18 protein-coding genes, 7 tRNA genes, 2 rRNA genes and 3 pseudogenes are annotated in these 21,371 nt (G+C 54.1%); 21 read left to right on the plus strand and 9 right to left on the minus strand.

Going from position 1 to position 21,371, the window contains the following annotated elements; translation table 11 throughout:
* The 9 genes from O9H85_RS36295 to O9H85_RS36335 all read left to right on the plus strand — a co-directional run.
* A 23S ribosomal RNA gene (locus O9H85_RS36295) occupies positions 1 to 177 on the plus strand; the annotation flags it as partial.
* A gap of 189 nt (positions 178 to 366) precedes the next feature.
* Positions 367 to 483, plus strand: a 5S ribosomal RNA gene (rrf, locus tag O9H85_RS36300).
* Between the two features lie 43 nt (positions 484 to 526).
* Positions 527 to 602: transfer RNA gene (locus O9H85_RS36305), tRNA-Phe, on the plus strand.
* 22 nt (positions 603 to 624) lie between these two features.
* Positions 625 to 710: transfer RNA gene (locus O9H85_RS36310), tRNA-Tyr, on the plus strand.
* Between the two features lie 11 nt (positions 711 to 721).
* Positions 722 to 794, plus strand: a tRNA-Lys gene (locus O9H85_RS36315).
* Positions 795 to 810: 16 nt separating this feature from the next.
* Positions 811 to 896: transfer RNA gene (locus O9H85_RS36320), tRNA-Leu, on the plus strand.
* Positions 897 to 908: 12 nt separating this feature from the next.
* A tRNA-Leu gene (locus tag O9H85_RS36325) sits at positions 909 to 992 on the plus strand.
* 10 nt (positions 993 to 1,002) lie between these two features.
* Positions 1,003 to 1,076: transfer RNA gene (locus O9H85_RS36330), tRNA-Arg, on the plus strand.
* 235 nt (positions 1,077 to 1,311) lie between these two features.
* A tRNA-Pro gene (locus tag O9H85_RS36335) sits at positions 1,312 to 1,388 on the plus strand.
* Between the two features lie 518 nt (positions 1,389 to 1,906).
* On the opposite strand, the gene dctA is transcribed toward O9H85_RS36335, so the two are convergent.
* From dctA to O9H85_RS36360, 5 genes and pseudogenes are all read right to left on the minus strand, one after another.
* Entirely contained in the window at positions 1,907 to 3,163 is a 1,257-nt protein-coding gene (dctA, locus tag O9H85_RS36340; protein WP_269886217.1) for a C4-dicarboxylate transporter DctA, read from the minus strand.
* Positions 3,164 to 3,336: 173 nt separating this feature from the next.
* A pseudogene (locus O9H85_RS36345) lies at positions 3,337 to 3,589 on the minus strand (cation:dicarboxylate symporter family transporter); the annotation flags it as partial.
* 234 nt (positions 3,590 to 3,823) lie between these two features.
* Positions 3,824 to 4,564 carry a response regulator gene (locus tag O9H85_RS36350; RefSeq protein WP_269886218.1) on the minus strand — a complete coding sequence of 247 codons (741 nt, stop codon included), beginning with the start codon at positions 4,562 to 4,564 and terminating at the stop codon, positions 3,824 to 3,826.
* Entirely contained in the window at positions 4,561 to 6,177 is a 1,617-nt protein-coding gene (locus tag O9H85_RS36355; protein WP_269886232.1) for an ATP-binding protein, read from the minus strand. Before O9H85_RS36355 ends, O9H85_RS36350 begins: the two co-directional genes overlap by 4 nt.
* Before the next feature lie 192 nt (positions 6,178 to 6,369).
* Positions 6,370 to 6,801, minus strand: coding sequence for a hypothetical protein (locus tag O9H85_RS36360; protein WP_269886219.1), 432 nt, complete (start codon positions 6,799 to 6,801; stop codon positions 6,370 to 6,372).
* 226 nt (positions 6,802 to 7,027) lie between these two features.
* Between O9H85_RS36360 and O9H85_RS36365 the strand changes: the two genes are divergently transcribed.
* Positions 7,028 to 8,086, plus strand: a complete 1,059-nt coding sequence (locus O9H85_RS36365) for a DctP family TRAP transporter solute-binding subunit (RefSeq protein WP_269886220.1) — start codon at positions 7,028 to 7,030, stop codon at positions 8,084 to 8,086.
* A gap of 60 nt (positions 8,087 to 8,146) precedes the next feature.
* Here O9H85_RS36365 and O9H85_RS36370 read toward each other — a convergent pair whose 3' ends face one another.
* The gene (locus O9H85_RS36370) at positions 8,147 to 8,851 is read right to left on the minus strand and encodes a 3D domain-containing protein (protein ID WP_269886221.1); all 705 of its coding nucleotides are present in this window, start codon (positions 8,849 to 8,851) and stop codon (positions 8,147 to 8,149) included.
* Positions 8,852 to 9,171: 320 nt separating this feature from the next.
* On the opposite strand from O9H85_RS36370, the gene O9H85_RS36375 reads away from it, so the two are divergent.
* Together O9H85_RS36375 and O9H85_RS36380 are read left to right on the plus strand one after the other, a co-directional pair.
* Positions 9,172 to 10,089: an ABC transporter ATP-binding protein gene (locus O9H85_RS36375; protein WP_269886222.1), complete on the plus strand. Its 918-nt coding sequence runs from the start codon at positions 9,172 to 9,174 to the stop codon at positions 10,087 to 10,089.
* Entirely contained in the window at positions 10,082 to 10,855 is a 774-nt protein-coding gene (locus O9H85_RS36380; RefSeq protein WP_269886223.1) for an ABC transporter permease, read from the plus strand. Before O9H85_RS36375 ends, O9H85_RS36380 begins: the two co-directional genes overlap by 8 nt.
* 86 nt (positions 10,856 to 10,941) lie before the next feature.
* Here O9H85_RS36380 and O9H85_RS36385 read toward each other — a convergent pair whose 3' ends face one another.
* Complete coding sequence (locus tag O9H85_RS36385; RefSeq protein WP_269886224.1) at positions 10,942 to 11,334, minus strand: response regulator; 393 nt, start codon at positions 11,332 to 11,334, stop codon at positions 10,942 to 10,944.
* A gap of 65 nt (positions 11,335 to 11,399) precedes the next feature.
* Here O9H85_RS36385 and O9H85_RS36390 point away from each other — a divergent pair, with 65 nt between their 5' ends.
* The 5 genes and pseudogenes from O9H85_RS36390 to phnE (O9H85_RS36410) all read left to right on the plus strand — a co-directional run bounded on the left by O9H85_RS36390 (position 11,400) and on the right by phnE (O9H85_RS36410) (position 15,014).
* Complete coding sequence (locus O9H85_RS36390; RefSeq protein WP_269886225.1) at positions 11,400 to 11,780, plus strand: Hpt domain-containing protein; 381 nt, start codon at positions 11,400 to 11,402, stop codon at positions 11,778 to 11,780.
* Positions 11,777 to 12,574: a lipid II flippase Amj family protein gene (locus tag O9H85_RS36395; protein WP_269886226.1), complete on the plus strand. Its 798-nt coding sequence runs from the start codon at positions 11,777 to 11,779 to the stop codon at positions 12,572 to 12,574. Before O9H85_RS36390 ends, O9H85_RS36395 begins: the two co-directional genes overlap by 4 nt.
* A 92-nt stretch (positions 12,575 to 12,666) precedes the next feature.
* On the plus strand, positions 12,667 to 13,440 hold the full coding sequence (gene phnC / locus O9H85_RS36400) for a phosphonate ABC transporter ATP-binding protein (RefSeq protein WP_269886227.1): 774 nt from the start codon (positions 12,667 to 12,669) through the stop codon (positions 13,438 to 13,440).
* 32 nt (positions 13,441 to 13,472) lie between these two features.
* Positions 13,473 to 14,201 (plus strand): annotated as a pseudogene (gene phnE / locus O9H85_RS36405) (phosphonate ABC transporter, permease protein PhnE); the annotation flags it as partial.
* A gap of 60 nt (positions 14,202 to 14,261) precedes the next feature.
* On the plus strand, positions 14,262 to 15,014 hold the full coding sequence (phnE, locus tag O9H85_RS36410; protein WP_269886233.1) for a phosphonate ABC transporter, permease protein PhnE: 753 nt from the start codon (positions 14,262 to 14,264) through the stop codon (positions 15,012 to 15,014).
* A gap of 735 nt (positions 15,015 to 15,749) precedes the next feature.
* On the opposite strand, the gene O9H85_RS36415 is transcribed toward phnE (O9H85_RS36410), so the two are convergent.
* Positions 15,750 to 16,709, minus strand: a complete 960-nt coding sequence (locus O9H85_RS36415; protein ID WP_269886228.1) for a phosphate/phosphite/phosphonate ABC transporter substrate-binding protein — start codon at positions 16,707 to 16,709, stop codon at positions 15,750 to 15,752.
* 204 nt (positions 16,710 to 16,913) lie between these two features.
* Here O9H85_RS36415 and O9H85_RS36420 point away from each other — a divergent pair, with 204 nt between their 5' ends.
* Positions 16,914 to 18,506 carry a bifunctional metallophosphatase/5'-nucleotidase gene (locus O9H85_RS36420; RefSeq protein ID WP_269886229.1) on the plus strand — a complete coding sequence of 531 codons (1,593 nt, stop codon included), beginning with the start codon at positions 16,914 to 16,916 and terminating at the stop codon, positions 18,504 to 18,506.
* A gap of 58 nt (positions 18,507 to 18,564) precedes the next feature.
* Here the strand turns inward: O9H85_RS36420 and O9H85_RS36425 are convergent, their stop codons facing one another.
* A complete protein-coding gene (locus O9H85_RS36425; protein WP_269886234.1) occupies positions 18,565 to 19,125 on the minus strand; it encodes a xanthine phosphoribosyltransferase in 561 nt (186 codons plus the stop codon).
* Between the two features lie 131 nt (positions 19,126 to 19,256).
* Between O9H85_RS36425 and O9H85_RS36430 the strand changes: the two genes are divergently transcribed.
* The 3 genes and pseudogenes from O9H85_RS36430 to O9H85_RS36440 form a co-directional block, all read left to right on the plus strand.
* Positions 19,257 to 20,048 carry an alpha/beta hydrolase gene (locus O9H85_RS36430; RefSeq protein WP_269886230.1) on the plus strand — a complete coding sequence of 264 codons (792 nt, stop codon included), beginning with the start codon at positions 19,257 to 19,259 and terminating at the stop codon, positions 20,046 to 20,048.
* Complete coding sequence (pxpB, locus tag O9H85_RS36435) at positions 20,045 to 20,902, plus strand: 5-oxoprolinase subunit PxpB (protein ID WP_269886231.1); 858 nt, start codon at positions 20,045 to 20,047, stop codon at positions 20,900 to 20,902. Before O9H85_RS36430 ends, pxpB begins: the two co-directional genes overlap by 4 nt.
* A 40-nt stretch (positions 20,903 to 20,942) precedes the next feature.
* Positions 20,943 to 21,371, plus strand: a pseudogene (locus O9H85_RS36440) (KipI antagonist); the annotation flags it as partial.

Here is a 21,371-nt window from a genome sequence, read left to right on the forward strand (position 1 = left end):
CTGGATAGCCAAGTACGGACGGGATAAGCGCTGAAAGCATCTAAGCGTGAAGCCCCCCTCAAGATGAGATTTCCCAGTATGTAAGACCCCTTGTAGACGACGAGGTAGATAGGTTCGGGGTGGAAGCGCGGCAACGCGTGGAGCTGACGAATACTAATCGGTCGAGGGCTTATCCTACAGGTTTTGCGACAGCAAAACCACATCGGAAGCATAGGCTTATCCACAAAGTGAAGAAGAAGCTGACGAAGCGGATTCCGAGTACTTTGCGGGGGCCCCGGTAAAGCAAAAGCATAAAGAAAATTCAGCGAAAGTACAATGTTTCGATCCAGTTTTCAGGGTGCAAGCTCTGAAGCGCGCAAGCGCAGGTTTGGTGATGATGGCGGAAGGGAACCACGCGTACCCATCCCGAACACGACCGTTAAGCCTTCCAGCGTCGATGGTACTTGGACCGAAGGGTCCTGGGAGAGTAGAACGTCGCCAAGCCGACCCCACTCTGTGGGATTTTTTAATGAATAGTACGTCATCGGGCTCGGTAGCTCAGTCGGTAGAGCAGAGGACTGAAAATCCTCGTGTCGGCGGTTCGATTCCGTCCCGAGCCACCATGTTTGACTTAGTCAATCATGCGGAGGATTAGCGAAGTGGCCAAACGCAGCAGACTGTAAATCTGTTCTCGTCCGAGTTCGGTGGTTCGAATCCATCATCCTCCACCATTTTATAGTATGAGCCATTAGCTCAGTTGGTAGAGCACCTGACTTTTAATCAGGGTGTCGTAGGTTCGAGTCCTACATGGCTCACTTTTCAATTGAATATGCGGTTGTGGTGGAATGGCAGACACGCTATCTTGAGGGGGTAGTGGGCGTAAGCTCGTGGAGGTTCGAGTCCTCTCAACCGCACCAACAAATTTATATGCGGTCGTGGCGGAATTGGCAGACGCGCTAGATTCAGGTTCTAGTGGTGTAACAGCCGTGGAGGTTCGAGTCCTCTCGACCGCATCCTTATTTTGTGCCCTTAGCTCAGCCGGATAGAGCGTTTGACTACGAATCAAAAGGTCGGGAGTTCGAATCTCTCAGGGCACGTATGAAATACGATGACATGAGTTAGATGAGAACGAAGGAGTTCGTCGGAGCATAAACTTCGGTAGGATTACTTCGCAGTCGGCCAAAGGCCGCATCTCTCAGGGCACGTATGAAATAAGTGACATGAGTTAGATGAGAACGAGGGAGTTCGTCGGAGAATAATCTTCGGTAGGAAAGCTTCGCAGTCGGCCAATGGTCGCATACTCAGGGTAAGTATAAAAACTTTTCTTATCAACGGGACGTAGCTCAGCTTGGTAGAGCACCTGGTTTGGGACCAGGGGGTCGCATGTTCAAATCGTGTCGTCCCGACCATTTCCTTTGCATATCAAATAGCGGCTTACATAAGCAACGGACTATCCAAAAAGGATAGTCCGTTTTGTTTTGCGAATTTATAAGCTTCTGCGGACTTTTTGCTTTGCTCCATCTGCTTTTCATTTGTTCTATCAGTTTGACGATATCCTCAATCCGCTTGGCGTAAAGCCGTATTGACATCTTTGTTGTCCACAGGATATCAAAGATATGAGACTGAACCAATCCATTCGCCTATTGGCTTTAATTGAGAAACCCGGTAGCGTGTTTTGGAGGCGGAGATGCAAATTTGATATAGTAAAGCTTGGCCTGATCTTTACCTTTAAGCTTCGGAAGATCGGCTCCGAACGTCTTTTGGATTTCGGTTTCGTGGTTGGGGTGATATAGCCGGCTTTTGAAATTAACGCGAACATTTCGTCCGACAATAGCCAAAATTTGGTTTAAGATAAAGAAAAGAGTATGAGTCAGGAATTATATCCTTCATCATACTCTTATTTTTATAGATGTATTTGCTTTTTTAATTATGCACTAATACTAGCTTTATTTCCTTCAATCTCCCTAACTGGTTGCTTAAATTCTTTTTCCATTTTGGCTATGACTACTGTAGCCACTCCGTTACCAATTAAGTTTGTGATAGCACGGGCTGTAGACATGAATCTGTCGATCCCAAGAAGCAAAGCGATACCCTCAACTGGAACACTTGGGAATACAGCTAAAGTCGCTGCAAGTGTAATAAATCCTGCTCCTGTTACCCCTGCTGCACCCTTAGATGTTAGCATTAGAACCCCAAGTAAGACGATTTGTTGCCAAAGACTTAAAGGGACTCCATATGCTTGTGCGATAAACAAAGCAGAAAATGCTAGATAGATGTTCGTGCCATCCAGATTAAACGAGTACCCTGTTGGAATAACAAGACCCACAACCGATTTGGAGCATCCATAATCTTCAAGTTTCTTCACCATTTTAGGTAAAGCAGACTCAGAAGAAGAAGTTCCAAGCACTAGGAAGATTTCATCTTTAATGTAGCCGATAAATTTGAAAACATTAAAGCCGTAAAACTTAGCAATAGCACCTAAAACAACAATTACAAACACTGCCATACAAAGAAGTGTAAGAGCGAATAGCTTTCCAAGGGAAACCAAGGAACCCACTCCAAACTTACCAATGGTGTAAGCTATTGCACCAAACGCTGCAACCGCAGAGTAATACATAATGATATTAACGATTCTAAAGAATACTTCGGAAACCTTCTCAAAGAAATCAAGAACGACCTTTCCTCTTTCCCCCATCCCCGACAAAGAAGCACCAAACAAAACAGCTAAAACAAGTATAGGAAGTAAATCCCCTTTAGCTAATGATCCTACAAAACTGTCAGGAATGATTCCGAGGATATAATCCATGAATCCATGACCCTCGGCTGCCGCTTTTGTATATTGAGTGATATCTCCTTTTGCTAAATGAGCATTTACGCCAGTACCGGGATGAAATACGTTGGCAAAAAGGATTCCGATTGCTAACGCAACAGTGCTGACTACTTCGAAATATAATAAGGTTTTACCTCCAATGCGACCCACTTTCTTCATGTCACCCATTCCAGCAATACCAGTGACAATCGTTAAGAAAATAATAGGAGCAATAACCATTTTAATGGCTTTTACGAAGATGTCTGCCAAAACCTTCATGTTTCCTGCCTGTGTAGGAAAGAATACCCCAAACAAGACACCCAAGATCATGGCAACAATAACTTGAAACGTGAGACTCTTGAAATTAATCTTCATGAATTCCACCCTTAATTTTATTATTTTTTGTTTATAAATGTATCAAGTTGAAAAAAATATTCTATAGAATAATGGTCAAGTTTATTATTTTCCCAAATTTAATATGCGGAAATTATAACGAGGGACTGAAAAGGAAACTAAAATTGGAAGTTCCTCATTCTTTTTGTGTCACATAAGATTTCAAAATAAAGGATCGCTTTGCTGCCAATGCGTCCGATTTTCTTCATATCGCCCATGTTGACGAAACCGATGACAATCGTAAAGAATATGACGGGGTGTGATAACCATTTTGATCAATTTGACGAAAATATCGCCGAGCACCTTAAGCTGCGAGCCGAATTCCGGTAATAACTGGCCGATCACGATACCGATGATAATCGTGAAAAGGACCTGTATGGTTAAATTTTTCAGGTTGATTTCATTGATGAAACCTTCTTTCAAGTAATTTGTAAACGTTTGCTAGCAGTAGGGTGAGGTTACCGCTTTCAATGATACGTTTTTGTGTTATCATGATATCGCTTTCAAGTAAAGAAGGGAATCATTTGACCATAATGGTTGTTTTGATCTTTTTGGTCTCAAGGCAGGATGGGGTGGGGAACTGGGCATGGGAACAATTAAAAAACGCGGCCGTGGCCGCGCTCCTAAAGAATCGCATACAAATCAGTCTGTGCGGGAAGAAAGGAAATACCGGTTCACCGGCCGGCCGACGCCATACTGAAGGTCCAGCCGCAGCTCGCCGTTCTTCTCCAGGTAATCCAGATAGCGGCGGGCGGTCACCCGGGCGATGCCGACACCTTCCGCGACCTCTTCGGCGGACAGCGGCGCCGTGCTGGACTTGAGGAACTGGATGATCTGCTTGAGCGTCACCGCCTGAAGCCCCTTGGGCAGCTCGGTCGGCGCCGGAGCGTTATCCGCTGCCGGAGCGGCTCCCGGCTGCTGCTCCCCGCCGTAGCGCAGCCGATCGAGCTCCTGCTGGGAGACGCTGAGATCCTTCTCCTGGGAGGCCTTCATCGCCCTGTACTGCTCCAGCGCTTGCTTCACCCGTTCAAATTTGAACGGTTTCATGATGTAGTCGACGGCGCCGTTCTGAAGCATCCGCCGGATCGTCCGCATATCGTTCGCAGCACTGATAACGATCACATCGATAGGGAGCTGCTCCTTACGAATGACGCTAAGCGTCTCCAGACCGTCCATCAAAGGCATGAAGATGTCCAGAATCATGAGGTCGGGATGCTGCTCACGGGCCATGGCGAGCCCTTCCTCGCCGCTCGAAGCGACGCCGACGATGCGGAAGCCGGCGACACGCTCGACGAACTGGCGGTTCACCTCCTGCACCATGGGATCATCCTCTACGAGAAGCACGTTTATGGGTATAGGATGGTTTGAAGATGGCCTAATCATATGGAATGTCCCTCGCTTTGCTCATACCTGCTTGTCATAGGAAACGAGACGAGAAAGGAAGCGCCTTCGCCCGGGGAAGAGTCGATCTGCAGCGTTCCGTTGCCTCTGCGGACGATCCCGTCGATCAAATAGAGCCCGATGCCGCGGCTCCCCCCGGCCTCGGCCTTGGTGGTAAAGCCCCGTTCGCGGATTCTCGACTGGGTGGCCCGGTCCATGCCGACGCCGTTATCCTCCACCAGAACGGACAGAATTTCCTCGTCCTGTTCAATGCTGATAAAAATTCGTTTGTCCGCCTGACCGGACTGGAGCGCATCGAAGGCGTTCTCGATCAGGTTGCCCAGCAGGATGACGAAGTCGTGCTGATTCAGCTGCTCCGGAAACCGTTCCAAACGGCTCTGCCGGTCGATCTCCACCTCGATGCCCAGCTCTCGTCCGCGGCTGATTTTGCCGAGTAGCAGCCCGGTCAGGCTGTCGTTATTGAAGCGGTCGCTGAGGAAACGGGTTAGCTCCTCCTTCTGCTCGCTAACTTCGAACACGTATTGGAGCGCTTTCTCTTTGTTGCCGAGCTGGATCAACCCGCCGATCGTATGCAGCTTGTTCATATACTCATGGTTCTGTACGCGGAGCGCATCGACAAACGCCTTGACTCCGGTCAGCTCCTCCGCCATCCGGGTGGCCTCCGTCCGGTCCTGGAAGATCGCCACGGCGCCAACCGTCTGACCGTTGACCTTGATTGGCACCCGGTTGCTCATAATCAGCGCGCCGCCCACATTCAGCTCCTGGTTATAGATCGGGTGGTTCAGCTGCAATATCTCCGGCAGCCGCGTATCCGGGAGCACCTCCCCAATGGGCTTGCCGATCACGTTGCCCGAGATGCGCATCATCTGCTTCGCCTTATCGTTGAAAATGGTGATCATCTCATTCTTATCGATGGCGATGACGCCTTCATGCATGGCATGGAACGTCGCCGTACGCTCCACCAGCAATCTGGCGATTTCGTGCGGCTCCAGCTCGAACATCTGCTTCTTGATGTGCTGGGCGAGCTTCCATGAGCCCCAGACGCCGAAGAGCGCCGAGAGCAGCAGCACGGCAAAGGCCTGACCGCTCTGCTCCAGCAGCACCTGGCCCACCGTAGGCATGATGCGGCCGACAAGTGCGACGCCGACCTGAACATGGTCGGCGTTCATGATCGGCACGAAGGCGCGCAGCGCCGTGCCGAGCTCCCCCTTGGCCTTGGACACGTACGTGTGCTCGGCAAAGGCCGAGCCTTCGTCGGTCCCCTGCGACGGGGTGCCGATTTTGCTCTCGACCGGGTGGGACCACCGCAACCGGTTCATGTCCATCACAACGATGTACGTGGCATCGTTGATGATGCGGATGCGCTCGGCGGCCGTCTGGATGCCGCTTCGCTTATCCGGCCATGCGAGGCCGGAGAGCACCTCCGGCATTTGCGCAACCGTGCGCGCGGTAACAAGCAGCCGCCGCCCGAGCTCTTCCTCCTTCAGGCGAACGATGCCGCCGAGAAGGATCGTACCGCCGATGCACAAGGAGAAGAGGACGATGCCGAAGGAAAGAAGCGCGATTTTCCAATTGATTTTCAAACGCTGCAGCACCTGCTTCGGCCGCTCCTTTCCCGCTATCCGTATACGCCGTAATACCAGCTTCTCTTCATCATACCGCAGGCCTGACGAGAATGGAAACAAAAACAAAACAAGCCCATCCCGGGAATACCCCGGAAGACGGGCGAATGTAACGGGTCAGAGGTGCCAGGGCGCGCCTCACATGCTGCTGGAGTCCTTCTCCTGCTAACCGGATGACTTCTTATCCTTGGACGAAGACGAGCCGCCCGATTTCCCTGCGCCCTTTCCTTTCGTGGAGCCTTCCTTGGATTCACCGGCGCCGGATGTTCCCTGTTTCTTCTCTTCCCGGAAGGACTCGCCTTTCCGCATCTTTTCCTGGAAGTCGAACTCCCGCCGGAGCGTTTTCTTCTGCTCGGCTTCCAGCTTTTTCAGGTGGCTTTTCTCCGCCTTCCGTATTTTAGCCTGCTGCTCGAATTCCTGCTTCTTGGTCTCCTGATACATCTTCATTTGCTGCTGAAGCTGGGTATCGATCTGCTTGCCCTGCTGCTGCGATTGGGCGCCCGGTTTGGACGAGGAAGGCTGCTGCTTCGCGCCACAGCCCGTAACGATCAGCGATAATGCCGTACAGATCAGCATCAGGTGAAGTTTCGTATACACCCTGAACCCCTCCGTCTCGACTTTTCCTTAGTGTGTCCGGGGTACCGTCAAATCATGAGTTTCCGCGGCCGGCATTATTTTCGTGTATACTAAGGCCATAAGCCAGGATAAACGGCTACGCCGTCCTTGTCTTACAAGGACCAGCGTGTTTATCAAGGTTGATGCGAAGCTATAAGTTACGACAACTTATAAATTCTAATCAACGAAGGAGAGGTGCGGAAGCGAAATGAAACCCGTGCTCGGAACCATTCTCTTCGTCTTGCTCGGCTTAACCGCTGCGGCCGGCATCGGATTTTATCCGACGCTGTCCATGGCGCCGATCGTCAAGGACGATGAACAGACAGGCTTCGATCAAGAGCTTGTCATCAAATTCAGCCATGTCGTCGCGGAGAATACCCCAAAGGGGCTCGCCGCGTCGCATTTTGCCCAGCGGGTGAAAGAAACGACGGGCGGCCGGGTCAAGGTGGAAGTTTTCCCGAATGGGGTACTCTATACGGAAAGCGATGAATTCGAGGCGCTGATGCGGGGCAACGTGCAGATGATCGCCCCCTCTTTCTCCAACGTATCCGAGGTCGTCCCGGCATTCGCCTTGTGGGATCTGCCGTTTGCGTTCCGGGGCAACGAGGCTATTCTGGAAGCGTTCAGCGGCGAAATCGGCAAGCGGCTGTTCGATAAGCTCGGAGCGAAGAACACGGTAGGCTTGGCTTATTGGGGCAACGGCTTCCGCCAAATTACAAGCAATCGCGGGCCGATCGTGCATCCGTCGGATTTCCAAGGACTGAAATTCCGCATTCTGCCCAGCAAAGTGATCGAAACGTATTTTCACGCGCTTGATGTAAAGACGGTTCCCATTCCGTTCAACGACGTATATCGCGCACTCGAATCGGGTTCGGTCGACGGAGAGGAGAATTCGATCTCTAATATCAATTCGAAGAAATTTTATCAGGTGCAGAAGTACATGACCTTGAGCGATCATTCTTATTTGGGCTATGCCGTCTTGATGAACAAATCGTACTGGGACCGCATTCCGGCGGATTTGAAGGAACAAATCATGGACGCGATGCGGGAGACGACGAGCTGGGCGAATCAAAACGCCATAAGGATGAATCAGGAGCAGCTGATCGAAATCGAACGCCGCAGGGACATTCGGATCACAACCTTGTCTCCCGAAGAAAAAGCGGAGTGGATTCGCGTCTGGAACGCGCTGTATCCGCAGTTTGAGGGCATCATCGGGCGCGATCTGATGGCCAGCATCCGGAAGCTGCAGCAAAAATACGGCGGCTAGCGGCTCCCGTCCGCGTATGTTAAGGCCTTGCGCCCCGCGCAAGACCCATCCATCGTTTGCCTACACCGCGTCTGTGGACAGCACATAGACTTTGACGTTCTTCTTGACACCGAACTCCCTGGCATCGGCCAAATCCTTCATAAATATATCGATTCGCGAGCCCCGGATCGCCGAGCCGATATCCTCGGCCTGACGCACGCCGATCCCATCGATGAAAACTTTCGAGCCGATCGGAATGACGGACGGATCGACGGCGATCGTTCTTCCTTCTTCCGCTTTGCTGCCGCTATAGGTAATGCCGTAGCCGGAGCTGTTCGGAGTCTTGCCCGTAGATTCGAAGCCGGCTGTGTAGGCGGTCAGCGTTGTTGTCATGACCTGGTGGATGAGCGCGGTTTGCCCCGACGGCAGCGCTATTCCCTCATTCAGCGGTGGAATCTGAAGCCTGTCGCCGATAGAAAGCTGATTCGGGTCGGACAGAGCATTCTCGGCAACGAGATCCGATACGGAAATACCGAAGGATCTGGCAATTTTGTATAATGTATCCCCGGCCGCAACCTGATATTGCAAGCGGGCGGGGAGCTCGGCAGGTGAAGATTCCACCGGCGGCGGAAGCACGGGTCCGATCATTCGGGCGACGAAAGCCGGATCCGGCAGCGCCTCCGCAGGGTCGTCGTCCGCGTTATAGGCGAATGCCGTCATGGAGCCGGCAAGCAGCATGAGAATGAAGAGCGGGATGCATCCCGCAAGCATTTTTCGAACATTCATTATGGTGATCCTCCTCTAGAATAATTAGAAGTGATAGTCATAGAATTGCCCGATTTGCTAGGTTATAAACCTATGATTTTGAAAAACTAGTTTAAGATGGATCGCCGCGGTTTATTTAACCCGGTTAGCCGGGGATGAAGCATCGGACGGCAGATTGACACGGAATAGACATAAACAAGGAATGAAATGGTTTTCAGTAATAATGCAAAACATATTCGCATTACTTGGTCATGCCCGTTCCTTATGGTATACTTTTCCTGTCCGCTAGGGCGGACACTGACAATGATATGAATCGGCGTTATTTGCGATATGGAGGTAATATGGACGATACCGCGGTAGTACAGCTGCAATCGGTAACGAAAAAAATAGGCTCCAAAACAATAGTCGACGAGCTGAGCTTCGAAGTCCGGCCCGGCGAAGTTTTCGGCTTCCTCGGACCGAACGGGGCGGGAAAAACGACGACCATCCGGATGATGGTCGGGCTGATCTCCATGACCGGCGGCGAAGTGCTGATCAAGGGGTTAAGCGTGAATCGGCAGTTTGAGCAGGCGATGGTGCATGTGGGGGCGATTGTTGAAAATCCGGAGTTTTACGGCTTCATGAGCGGATACCAGAACCTCGTTCATTTTGCCAGAATGATGCCGGATGTAGAGAAGACGCGAATTGATGAGGTCGTCAGGCTCGTCCGGCTGGAAAACCGCATTCACGATAAAGTGAAGACGTACTCCCTGGGGATGCGGCAGCGGCTCGGGGTAGCGCAGGCGATTCTGCACCGTCCGGCGGTGCTCGTGCTCGATGAGCCGACGAACGGCCTGGACCCGGAGGGCATACGGGAGCTGCGCGACTATTTGCGTCAGCTCGCCCGGGAGGAAGGGCTTGCGGTAATCGTCTCGAGCCATCTGCTGTCGGAGATGGAGCTCATGTGCGACCGCGTGGCCATCATCCAGAACGGACGGCTGCTGGACGTCAGGTCCTTCAAGGAGGCGCAAAGCGAAGAGGAACGGATCGAGGTATGGTTCGACGTCGATTCGCCGGAGGCCGCGCTCCGCTTGACCGGGAAAGAGGCTCGGCTCGGCGTGGGCTCGCAGCTCATCGTAGAGCTGGCGAACCGCAGGGAGGCGGCTGCGCTCAATGCGAAGCTGGTCGCCGCCGGCATAGCCGTATACGGCATCCGTGCGCAGATCAAGACGCTGGAGGAGCAGTTCCTCGAGGTGACGAGGGGGAATCGGATTGACTAGCCTACTCAGGTTAATTCAGAATGAACAAATGAAAATTTATGCACGGGTACGGACTTGGATCATGCTGGGAATTCTCGTGCTGGCCGTCATTGCGATGGCCATCCTGATGAAATATGTCGTGGAGACCGGCATGAATCATGTGCTCCAATTCATGTCGTTCACGACGAATATAACGGGTTTGGCGTTTATCTTCGCCGTGATTGTGGCGGGGGATAGCGTTGCGGCGGAATATACGTGGGGAACGATCAAGCTGCTGCTCATCCGGCCCGTCTCGCGAGGGAAAATATTGCTGGCCAAATATATCTCCGTGCTGCTCTTCCTGGCCGTGCTCCTGCTGCTGCTGGTCATCGTCTCTTATCTCGTAGGGCTGGTTTTATTCGGAGTGAGCGGGGCCGTAAGCCCGGAATCGACGTTCAAGCTCATTCTGCAAGCGTACGGATTCAAGGCGGTTGAGATGGTTATGGCGGTGACGCTGGCGTTCATGATCTCCGCCGCGTTCCGCAGCAGCTCGCTGGCGATCGGATTATCGATCTTCTTGATGCTGACGGCGAATTCCATCGTCATGGTGCTGGCCTCCCTCAAATACACTTGGGTTAAATATTTGCTATTCGCCAATACGGATTTAAGCCACTACTCCGGCGGAGGCATGCCCCTGCTATCCGGCATGACGCTGGGCTTCTCCATCACGGTGCTGGTGATCTACTGGCTCGTGTTCTATGCCGTGTCTTGGCTGATCTTTACCCGAAGGGACGTAGCCGGAGGATAGGAAAGCCTTTTGTGCAACGAAAAGAAGCGGTCCGTCGGCATAGGTAGCCCAGCCGGCGGACCGCATTCTATGTAATGTACCCTAATCTAATCCTCCACCCTCAGAAGCGTTTCTCCGAGCAGCACGGCTACTCGTTCCTCCAGCGCTGCCGGATCGATCGGCTTCACCATGTAATCCTGAGCACCCAGCTTCATTCCCCGAATGACAGTATCCTTGCGGGCATCCGCGGTGAGGAGCAGAGTAGGAATAGAGCGGGTAGCGGGGCTCTTCTTCAGCTTCTCCAGTGCCTCCAATCCGTCCATGCCCGGCATATTGATATCGAGGATGATAAGGGCGTAGCGCGATACCCGGGACATCATGGTCAGGAAATCCGTAGCTGTCGCATAAGTATCGACCTCGTACCGGTCCTCGAAAATTTGCTTGACGAGCAGACAGAACGGCGAGCTGTCATCGACAAGCGCAATGGGTTTCAGATTCATCTTGGGACCACATCCTTAAGGAATAATAGCAAGCATTTATCATTGGAATAGGGAGTTGAGCGAGAATGGCTTCATCCCCAAACGAAGACAAGATAAGACGGCTTCAGCAAATTGTGCTCCGCTCGAAGCGCATTTTCCTGCAGGATGCAGTGGAGCGGACGGTGAAGCTTCAAGGCGAGATCAGCGAATGGAGCCGCGGGCTGCTTCCGGCGGACAGCTTGGGCGAAAGCGTCTATCGATATGCCCATGCCCTGAAGGGAATGGCTCTGACGGTAGGCTGTAAGGACATCCATCGCTATAGCGAACAGGCCGATAGTTACAGTATACACCATAAAGGGGAGTGGACAGAAGAACGAATCGCGGAGCTGCTGAAGCTGGCCGAGCTGCTGGCGGAACAAGTTCGCCGCGACTTGGAGCAGCTGGAAGGAGCCGCCGGAACATCATGATGATGCTGATCATCACCTGTATGCTGACGTTTGTCATCTACGCGTCGGAGACCTTGTCCTATGCCGTCCGCTTGGGAGGCGTCCGCGCCCGGAAGCTGGCGGTGGCGTTATCGCTGACCGGCGTTATCGTGCTGGTCTCCCGAACCTCGAACATGGTACAGGGCATTACTACGGGACATATGGTGGACGCGGCCATATCCGATCCGTCAATGCCCCTCGAAACGTGGTTTCATTTCATCATTTTATCCGCCTCCGGAGGGACGCTGCTCTCGATTGCACTGTTTCCCACCGCCGTGAGGCTCGCGGTGCGGTTGATCTCCAAGCTGGAAGCGGCAGGTTCTATTCCTCGGATGGTTGCGACATCCGTGACGGTGGAGCAGCTCCGGCAGGTAAAGCATCATGTCCGCTATCCCCGGCTGGAGATGTTGAAGCGGCTTCGGGCAGGAGGGATTCCGAAACGGCTGCTGCTTGTCAACGCCGCGGTTACCGGCATTTATACGGTGGGGGTGCTGTGCTCGTTGTTCGCCTCAACCCTCATACCCGAGCATCGGATGACGGCTTCGATGTCCTCCGGGCTGATCAACGGGATCGCTACGATTCTGCTCACCGTGTTTGTCGATCCCCAGGTCGCTCTCTTGATGGACAAGGCGATGAACGAGAAAGGTCATACGGAGGATATGAGCAAGATGTTCGGTCTTCTGATGCTCTCCCGGTGGGCGGGCACACTGTTGGCGCAGGTACTCCTTCTTCCAGGGGCCTATCTGATTTTCTGGTTGGTGAAGGTCTTTACATAAAAATAATGAAGCTGGAAAAGGAGAAAGACGTTTGATGTCGAAAAAAGTAATGTTGGACCTATATTACATAAAAGGGGTTAATAAGTTTAACTATGATCGAATTTCAGAATGTGTCGAAGGTTTACTCCAATGGTACGATCGGTCTTGATCATATTAATTTGACGATTGAGAAAGGCGAATTCGTCGTGATCGTCGGTCTCTCCGGAGCCGGTAAATCTACCTTGCTTCGTTCAATCAACCGGCTGCATGAAATTACCGACGGTCAAATTCTGATTGACAGGCGTTCCATTACGGCGGCCAAGGGGGCCGAGCTGCGCCGTTTTCGCCGGGATATCGGGATGATCTTCCAAAGCTTCAACCTGGTTAAGCGTTCATCCGTACTACGGAACGTGCTGTCGGGTCGGGTAGGATATCATTCTACGATCCGGACGTTGTTGGGCTTGTTCCCGAAGCACGATGTGGAGCTCGCGTTGAAAGCGCTCGAACGCGTCAACATTCGGGAGAAGGCCTATGCTCGGTCGGACGAGCTGTCCGGAGGACAGCAGCAGCGGGTTTCGATTGCCCGCGCTTTGGCTCAGGAGGCCAAGATTATTCTCGCGGATGAGCCGGTCGCTTCCTTGGACCCGCTTACGACACGCCAGGTCATGGACGATCTCAAGCGGATCAACCAGGAGCTGGGCATTACGACGATTGTGAACCTTCATTTTATTGATTTGGCCCGGGAATACGCTACCCGGATCATCGGACTGCGCGCGGGCAAGCTGGTCTTCGACGGTCCGGTATCGGAGGCGACCGACGAAGCCTTCGCGGCCATTTACGGCCGGGAAATTAAGAAGGACGAGCTGCTTGGGGAGGGTTCCCGTTGAGATCTCGTAACACTGCACTCCCGCCTTCCCGAATGAAATTGTATTTATGGATCGTTCTTCTGGTTGCCCTGCTGTTCGCCAGCGCGTATCAGACGGAAGCGACCTTGACGAAGCTGGTGGAAGGCTTCCCTCAGATCGGAAATTTCTTGATGGAAATGTTCCCGCCGGATTGGGCCTTCGGCTCGAAAATCATCAAGCCGATGCAAGAAACGATTCAGATGGCGGTGCTCGGAACGCTGTTCGGCGCGCTGTTCGCCTTCCCGACGTCGCTCTTCGCTGCACGCAACGTCACCCGGCTGGCCTGGATCAGCATGCCGGCGCGACTTCTGATGAACCTGATCCGGACGATTCCGGATCTGCTCTACGCCGCGCTCTTCGCGATCATCGTCGGCTTCGGTCCTGCCGCGGGTACGCTCGCGCTGTTCCTGTTCACGTACGGGATCTTGTCCAAGCTCATGTATGAATCCATTGAAGCGATCGATCCGGGTCCCATGGAAGCGATGACGGCCGTAGGGGCCAATAAGCTGCAGTGGATTCGATTCGGAGTGCTGCCGCAAGTGGCTCCGACCTTCCTTGCGCATCTGCTGTATACGTTTGAAGTCAGCATCCGGGCATCTGCGATCCTCGGTCTCGTAGGCGCCGGAGGAATCGGCTTGCTGCTGCACAACGTGCTCGATATGTTCCGTTACGATCAAGCTTTTGTCATTATCTTCTATACTTTGCTCTTCGTAATAGTCATTGACTTGGTCAGCACACGCATCCGATCCTTGCTGCTGAAAGGCTCGAACAAGCCGATATCTCCGCAAAAAGCGCGGTTCTTCATGCTGCTTGGCGCAGCTGCCGTGCTGTTCCTGTTCATATGGTCGGTCCGAGGCGTTCACTTCGAGGGCATTCAGGAAACAGCCAAGGTGATGACCCGCAATATGTTCAAAGGCATGCTGAATCCGGATTGGAGCTACGTGTACATCAGAGAAGGAGAGGACCTGCTGCGCAACATGCTTATGACCCTTTCCATATCGTACCTTGGCAACTTCGTGTCCGCCGTCGTTTGTTTGCCGTTCGCCTTCTGGGCGGCCGCGAATATGAGCCGTTCGCGGATGATCTCCGGCAGCGGGAAGATCACACTGAGCATTATCCGTACGATTCCGGAAGTCATTATGGCGATCATCTTCATCAAGTCCGTCGGACCGGGCGCTTATGCAGGCGTTCTTGCGCTCGGCCTGCACTCGGTAGGGATGCTGGGCAAGCTGTACGCCGAGGCTATTGAGAACATGGATATGGGGCCTACCGAAGCGCTTACGGCCAGCGGTGCGAACCGGTGGCAGACGCTGGCTTACGCGGTCATTCCGCAGGTGCTGCCGGATTTCTTGTCCTATGCGCTCTTCCGCTTCGAGATTAACGTCCGTTCCGCGACGCTCCTTGGCATTATCGGGGCCGGAGGCATCGGTACCCCGATGATTTTCGCGATCAACGGGCACAGCTGGTCCCGGGTCGGCATCATCCTGCTCGGGATCATCGTTACCGTATCCATCATCGACTATATTTCGGGTTGGCTTCGCAAGCGCATTGTGTGAGCCAAAGCCGTTCACAGCCAGGTCCATTTTTCCGGACTTGGCTGTTTTCTTTGTGAAGCCAGGTTCACTGATATGAACGAAACCTGCAGCTCTTAGCACGTAGTCAGCTATTATTGCTCACCAAACTGAAGCCTGTCATGTTCTTTCCTTTACAAGCTGCCACCATCGTCGGTTACACTTTTCTTTTGTTTGAGCAAATTCAACCTACGTAACACCAAAGTGCGTCGGTTTCGTTCATTAAAACTACAGTGGCTTTTGGTACACCAATCACGGGCGTACACTCGGCCAACAGGCTGTAGTGAACCCAAGGGTACAACTAATGAACCTGGGTTCGCGAGTAGTAGCGCCGTCTGGTTCAGTAACGCTCCGAAATTCACGTTAGCTCGGTTTGTAGTGAATCCAGGTTTGGTAGTATCGAACCTAGGTTCACTAATGACGGGCGATTACACGGCCAATAGGCTGTAGTGAACCCAAGGGTACAACTAATGAACCTGGGTTCGCTAGTAGCGTCGTCTGGTTCAGTAACGCTCCGAAATCCGCGCTGGCCGGGTTTGTAATGAACCCAGGTTTGGTAGTATCGAACCTAGGTTCACTAATCGTGGGCGATTCCTTGGCCAACAATCTGTACCTCTGCCGTTGAACGGATTCGCAGACAAAGACGGTTCCCAGTCATGCAAAAGAAGAGCATCCGATTTATGCGGATGCTCTTCTCTTACATACCGGCGGTGATCAAGATTATTTGCCGCCGAGTTGTTTGTTGGCGTCGCGAACCAGGTTGAAGTTCTCGTCTTTGCCTGGTACATAGCCTTTATGCGAGTATACGTCGAAGATGATTTTTTGGCCTTCAGGGTCATTGCCGATTGCGATGAATGCATCGGAAATTTTCTTGCGCCATTCTTGGTCCATATCGCTGCGTACGCTGATCGTGTCGTTCGGGATTTTATCCGTGAAGGAAAGTACGCGCGTATTTTTGAATACGTCCGGGAAGTCCTTTTGCACGGTGACGCGAGCGTCTTGGAACACCGCTACGGCATCGACTTGTCCGTTCAGCAGGCCGATAACGGCTTTGTCATGACCTTGGAACTGAATGCCTTGAACGTCCGTTTGCGGGTCGATACCGTTCTTCTTCAGCAGAAGCGCCGGGTAAGTGTAACCTGCTGCGGAAGTCGTACCTTGCCAGCCGATTTTCTTGCCTTTGAGGTCTTTAATGTCTTTAATCGGGGAATCGGCTTTAACGATAATCATCGATTTGTAGAAATCTACCAGGTCTTTGGTCGATTGGCCGGTTGCATCGTCTACGCCGAGGCGGGTAGCTTGCAGCAGCAGATCGGCGGCTTTCTTCGTATCGTGAGCAACTACATAGTTCGTCGGAGGCAGGAAGCCTACATCGACTTGCTTGGAAGCCATCGCTTCGATAACGGTGTTGTAGTCGGTCGATACGCTGACCTTCACCGGAATGTTCAGACGCGCGCTAAGCAGCTTCTCGAGCGGCTTCGCTTTGGCTTCCAGCGTTTCGGCATTCTGGGAAGGAACGAATTGCACGCGCAGCTCCTTCGGAACGAAGCCTTGTGCTGCCGGTTTGTTATCGCTTGGTGACGGAGCTGCCGGTGTTTTCTCTTGTGTTTTGCCGCAGCCTACGGCAATACCCGCAGTCAGTACCAGGGCCATGGAAATGGCCGCAAACTTCTTGATCATGAAAAATTGACCTCCTAATAATATGGGCTTGAATCAAAATACAATAATTACTATATCACATGTTGTACCAAGCCTACAGTAAAAAAATTGTGAAGTCGTTAGAATTGTTGTCATAATTTCCCATAATATCTCGAATAATTGTTTCTTTTGTCCTAAATTTGGTATAGTGAAAGCAATTCAAGAAAACGGAGTTGAACGATAGAAATGGCGGAAATGCTGAATTTGACCATTTTGGAAACGAGCGACCTGCACGGGCATATGCTTCCGATCCAATATGCAAATAACCAAGCGACGGAATACGGATTTGCGAGGCTTGCGAGCCGTATTCGGGAAGAACGCCGCAAGGGCGGGCCTTTGCTGCTTGTAGACAACGGGGATCTTATTCAGGGAACGCCGCTGGCATACCATCACGCCCGGCTGAATGTGGAAACGGACAACCCGATGGTGCAGGCCTTGAACGAGCTGGAGTACGATGCCGCGGTGATCGGCAACCATGAATTCAATTACGGTCCCGAGCTGCTGGGCAAAGCGGTAAGGGAGTCGAATTTCCCTTGGCTGAGCGCCAATATTGTCGATGAATCGACAGGTGAGCCTTTTTTTGGAAAGCCATATCTCGTCAAAACGTTCGACGGCGGCTTGAGGGTGGCCTTACTGGGCCTGACGACGCACTACATCCCTAATTGGGAGAAGGCGGAACATATTCGGGGGCTCCGGTTCGAGGACGCGCTGGAGTCGGCACAACGCTGGGTGAAGCGGCTGCGCGAAGAAGAGCGGGCCGACGTCGTTATCGTTTCTTATCATGGCGGTTTTGAACGAGGCCTGGAAACGGGGGAGCCGACCGAACCGTTAACGGGTGAGAATCAGGGCTATGCTATCTGCCGGGAGGTGCCTGGCTTCGATGTGCTGCTCACGGGCCACCAGCACCGGATGCTGTCCGGGACCGAGGTGAATGGCGTCTTGGTCGTCCAGCCCGGCAGCGCGGGGGCGTTCATTGGCAAGGTTGATCTGACGCTGGAGAAGCGGGAGGGCCGGTGGACCGTGACGCGGAAAACCTCCGAGCTCCTGCCCGCGCAGGGAGCGGAAGCGGATCCGGCGGTACTGGCACTCGTGAAGCCGCATGAGGAGCTTGCCCAGACCTGGCTCGATCAGCCGATCGGCCGCCTCATGGGCGATATGAAAGTCACCGATCCGATGCAGGTCCGGCTGCAGGAGCATCCCCTGATCGAATTCATTAACCGCGTACAGATGGAGCTGTCGGGAGCGCCGATCTCCAATACCGCGCTGTTCGATAACATATCTCCCGGGTTTCCGGAGCATATTACGATGCGGGATATTGTATCCAATTACATCTATCCGAACACGTTACAGGTCATTCGCGTTACGGGGCAGGACATTAAAGACGCCCTGGAGCGGTCGGCTTCTTATTTTGCCAGATACGACGGTGAGGGGCCGATTCATATCAGCGCTGAATTCAGCGATCCGAAGCCTCAGCATTACAACTACGATATGTGGGAAGGGATCGAGTACAGGCTTAATATTTCCCGCCCGGTAGGGGAAAGGGTCGTACTTCTGAATTATGAAGGCCAGCCGATCAAGCCGGCGGCGGAATATGATGTGGTGATGAACAATTACCGCGCGGGCGGAGGCGGCAATTATCCGATGTTCCAAGGCAAGACGGTAGTCAAGGACATTCCGACGGATATGGCGGAGCTGCTGGCAGGCTATATTATGGATAAAGGAACAATCGAGGCGGCGTTGAACCGTAACTGGGAAGTGGTGTGGGACGGGAAGCGCTGACGAGAACCGGGCCGTTCGCCGGCTATCGGCGGGGGAAGAAATGGATGGCCGGAGCCGGCTAATCCGTTTCTTCGGCGAAGGTGACGCGATGATTGCCGAGCGAAGCGATGCGTGCCAGCGATTCGACCCGGTACCCGGCATCTGTCAGCTTCTTACGGCCGGGCTGGAATGATTTTTCGATCACGATGCCGATTCCCGCGACTCTGGCCCCGGCCTGCTCGGCAATCCGGCACAGTCCGAAGGCGGCTTCTCCGTTTGCAAGGAAGTCATCCACAATCAATACGGTATCATTCGGTCCGATATAACGTTTGGAAACGGTAATGTCGCTCGTTTCCTGCTTGGTGAACGAATACACCCGTTCGGTGTAGAGGTCGTCCTGCAGGGTGAGCGACTTTTTTTTGCGGGCGAACAGCATGGGAATACCAAGGCTCATGGCGGTCATAAGCGCCGGGGCGATTCCGGACGATTCGATCGTCAGCACCTTCGTTATGTTATGGTCCCGGAAGCATTCTGCGAACCTGGTGCCGATGGCCTGCATGAGCTGAGGGTCCATCTGGTGGTTCAGGAAGGCGTCCACCTTCAGCATGCTCTCGTTTAGAACGATGCCTTCCCGCAATATTTTTTCTTTAACAGCTCCATGTACATCAGCTTCCTTTCCTTACAAGAACGCGTGCTTGCTTCAGGTCTTTAATCCGATCCCGTATTATAGTATGATTTTATTATAGTTTTGGAAAAGGGAGGAATTTCATTATGCCGTCATTGCTGCTTTGGCCGGAGGGAACGCCGGGGGCTCTCGGACAGACGGAAGAAGACAAGCCGACGCTGGTTCCGTATCTCGTAGAAGGAGGAGGCCCGAGAGCGGCGGTGATCGTATGCCCGGGAGGCGGGTATGCCCGCAGGGCGGCGCATGAGGGAGAACCGGTCGCCCGCTGGTTGAACGGTCTCGGGATTTCGGCGTTCGTCGTTCATTATCGGGTGGCGCCTTACCGGCATCCGCAGCCTTGGATGGATGCGCAGCGCGCCATACGGACGGTTCGGCATAATGCGGAAGCGTGGAATATCGATCCGAGCCGCGTCGGCCTGCTCGGATTTTCAGCCGGCGGCCATCTGGCTTCAACGGCAGGCACGCAGTTTGATTACGGCAAGGAAGCGGCCGACCCGATCGAGCGGCTCAGCTCGCGGCCGGATCTGCTCATTCTTTGCTATCCGGTAATTAGCCTGACCGAAATGGCTCATACCGGCTCCAGGGACAACCTGCTGGGCGAGAACGCCGAACAGGAGCAGGCGAAGCAGTTGTCCGGCGAGCTGCTGGTGACGGAGCAAACACCGCCTGCGTTTATATGGCATACGGCGGACGACGCGTCGGTTCCCGTCGAGAACGCGCTCATGTTTGCGGCAGCACTCAGGAAGAAGCAAGTACCGTTCGAGCTTCATGTATACGAAAGCGGCAGGCACGGTCTGGGGCTGGCCGAAGAACATCCGGCCGGCGCCTGGACGGAGGCCTGCGCGGCCTGGCTGACGCAGCGGGGCTTCCGGGCATGAGCTTCGCCGAACCCGGCAAGGGTTATGAGCTGTATCCGCTAGGTGAGGCGGCGGTCGTCATCCGTTGGGACGGGACCATCGGGGAGAGAACCCGGCTGAGAGTGGACGGTACCGTCCGCCGCCTGGACCGCTGCCGCAATCCCGCGATTACGGAGTGGGCGCGCGCTTATACGACGGTTACCGTTTATTACGACCCTTGGCGGGTATATGAAGGGAGATTAGCCGAACGGTCAAGTCATTCGGCTAGCGGTATGAGCGGCGGACTGCCGGACGCTTCGCCCTATGACCTTGTCTGCGCCTGGGTTCATGAGCAGCTGCAGGGATTGGAGGAGGAATTGGGGCATACGGAAGCATCGCTGGAGCTGCGGACGATACCCGTCTGCTTCGGGCTAGCTTACGGTCCCGACCTGGAGGAGGTTGCTCGGCGAAGCGGGCTATCCCCGGAGGAGGCCGTTGCCATGTACTGCTCGGCGCTGTATACGGTGCATCTGATCGGCTTCGCTCCGGGGTTTCCATATCTGGGCGGCTTGCCGGAACGGCTGGAGAATCCGCGCCGAAGCGAACCTCGAGCCGCCGTTCCCGCCGGTTCTGTCGGAATTGCGGGGAGCCAGACGGGGATTTATCCGGCGGCCACGCCGGGAGGCTGGCAGCTTATCGGGCGCACACCGCTTCGGTTGTTCGATCCCGCCCGCGAGCCGGCCAGTCTGCTGCTGCCGGGAGACCGCGTAAGGTTCGAGCCGGTGTCCGCGGCGAGGTATAAGGAGCTGGAGGCTCGTTTAAGCCGAGCGCAGGAGGAAGCCGGGGAAGACCGGGAAGATGGAGCAAGCGGGACTAAGGAAGCGAATGCGAAGTAAATGAAGAAATATAAGCTTACGGAGGAGGAGGGAGATCCGGATGAGCATCGTTGTGGAGGCTCCCGGGCTGTTCACGACCGTGCAGGACGCGGGCCGGTTCGGGTACCGCGGCATCGGCGTCGTGAGCGGCGGAGCCGCCGACGGGTTCGCCCTCCGCGCGGCGAACCTGTTGGTCGGGAACGCGCCGGATGCGGCGGCGCTGGAGTTTACGATGACGGGCGCATCCCTGCGGTTCGAGCGGGACGCGGTCGTCGCCCTCTGCGGCGCGGAGATGGACGCGCACGCCGAGGACGGGACGCCGCTGCCCGGCCGGCGTCCCGTCTGGGTGCGCAGCGGCACGACGCTGCGCATCGGCGGCGCGAGGCGGGGGCTGCGCGCCTGCCTCGCCGTGGCGGGCGGCATCGCCGTGCCCGCCGTGCTCGCGTGCGCGTCGGCGCCGCTTGCGCCCGCGCCCTGGGCGCTCGCGGCC

Origin of the sequence: Paenibacillus gyeongsangnamensis (assembly GCF_027533625.1) — a bacterium.
GTDB classification, from domain to species: domain Bacteria; phylum Bacillota; class Bacilli; order Paenibacillales; family NBRC-103111; genus Paenibacillus_G; species Paenibacillus_G gyeongsangnamensis.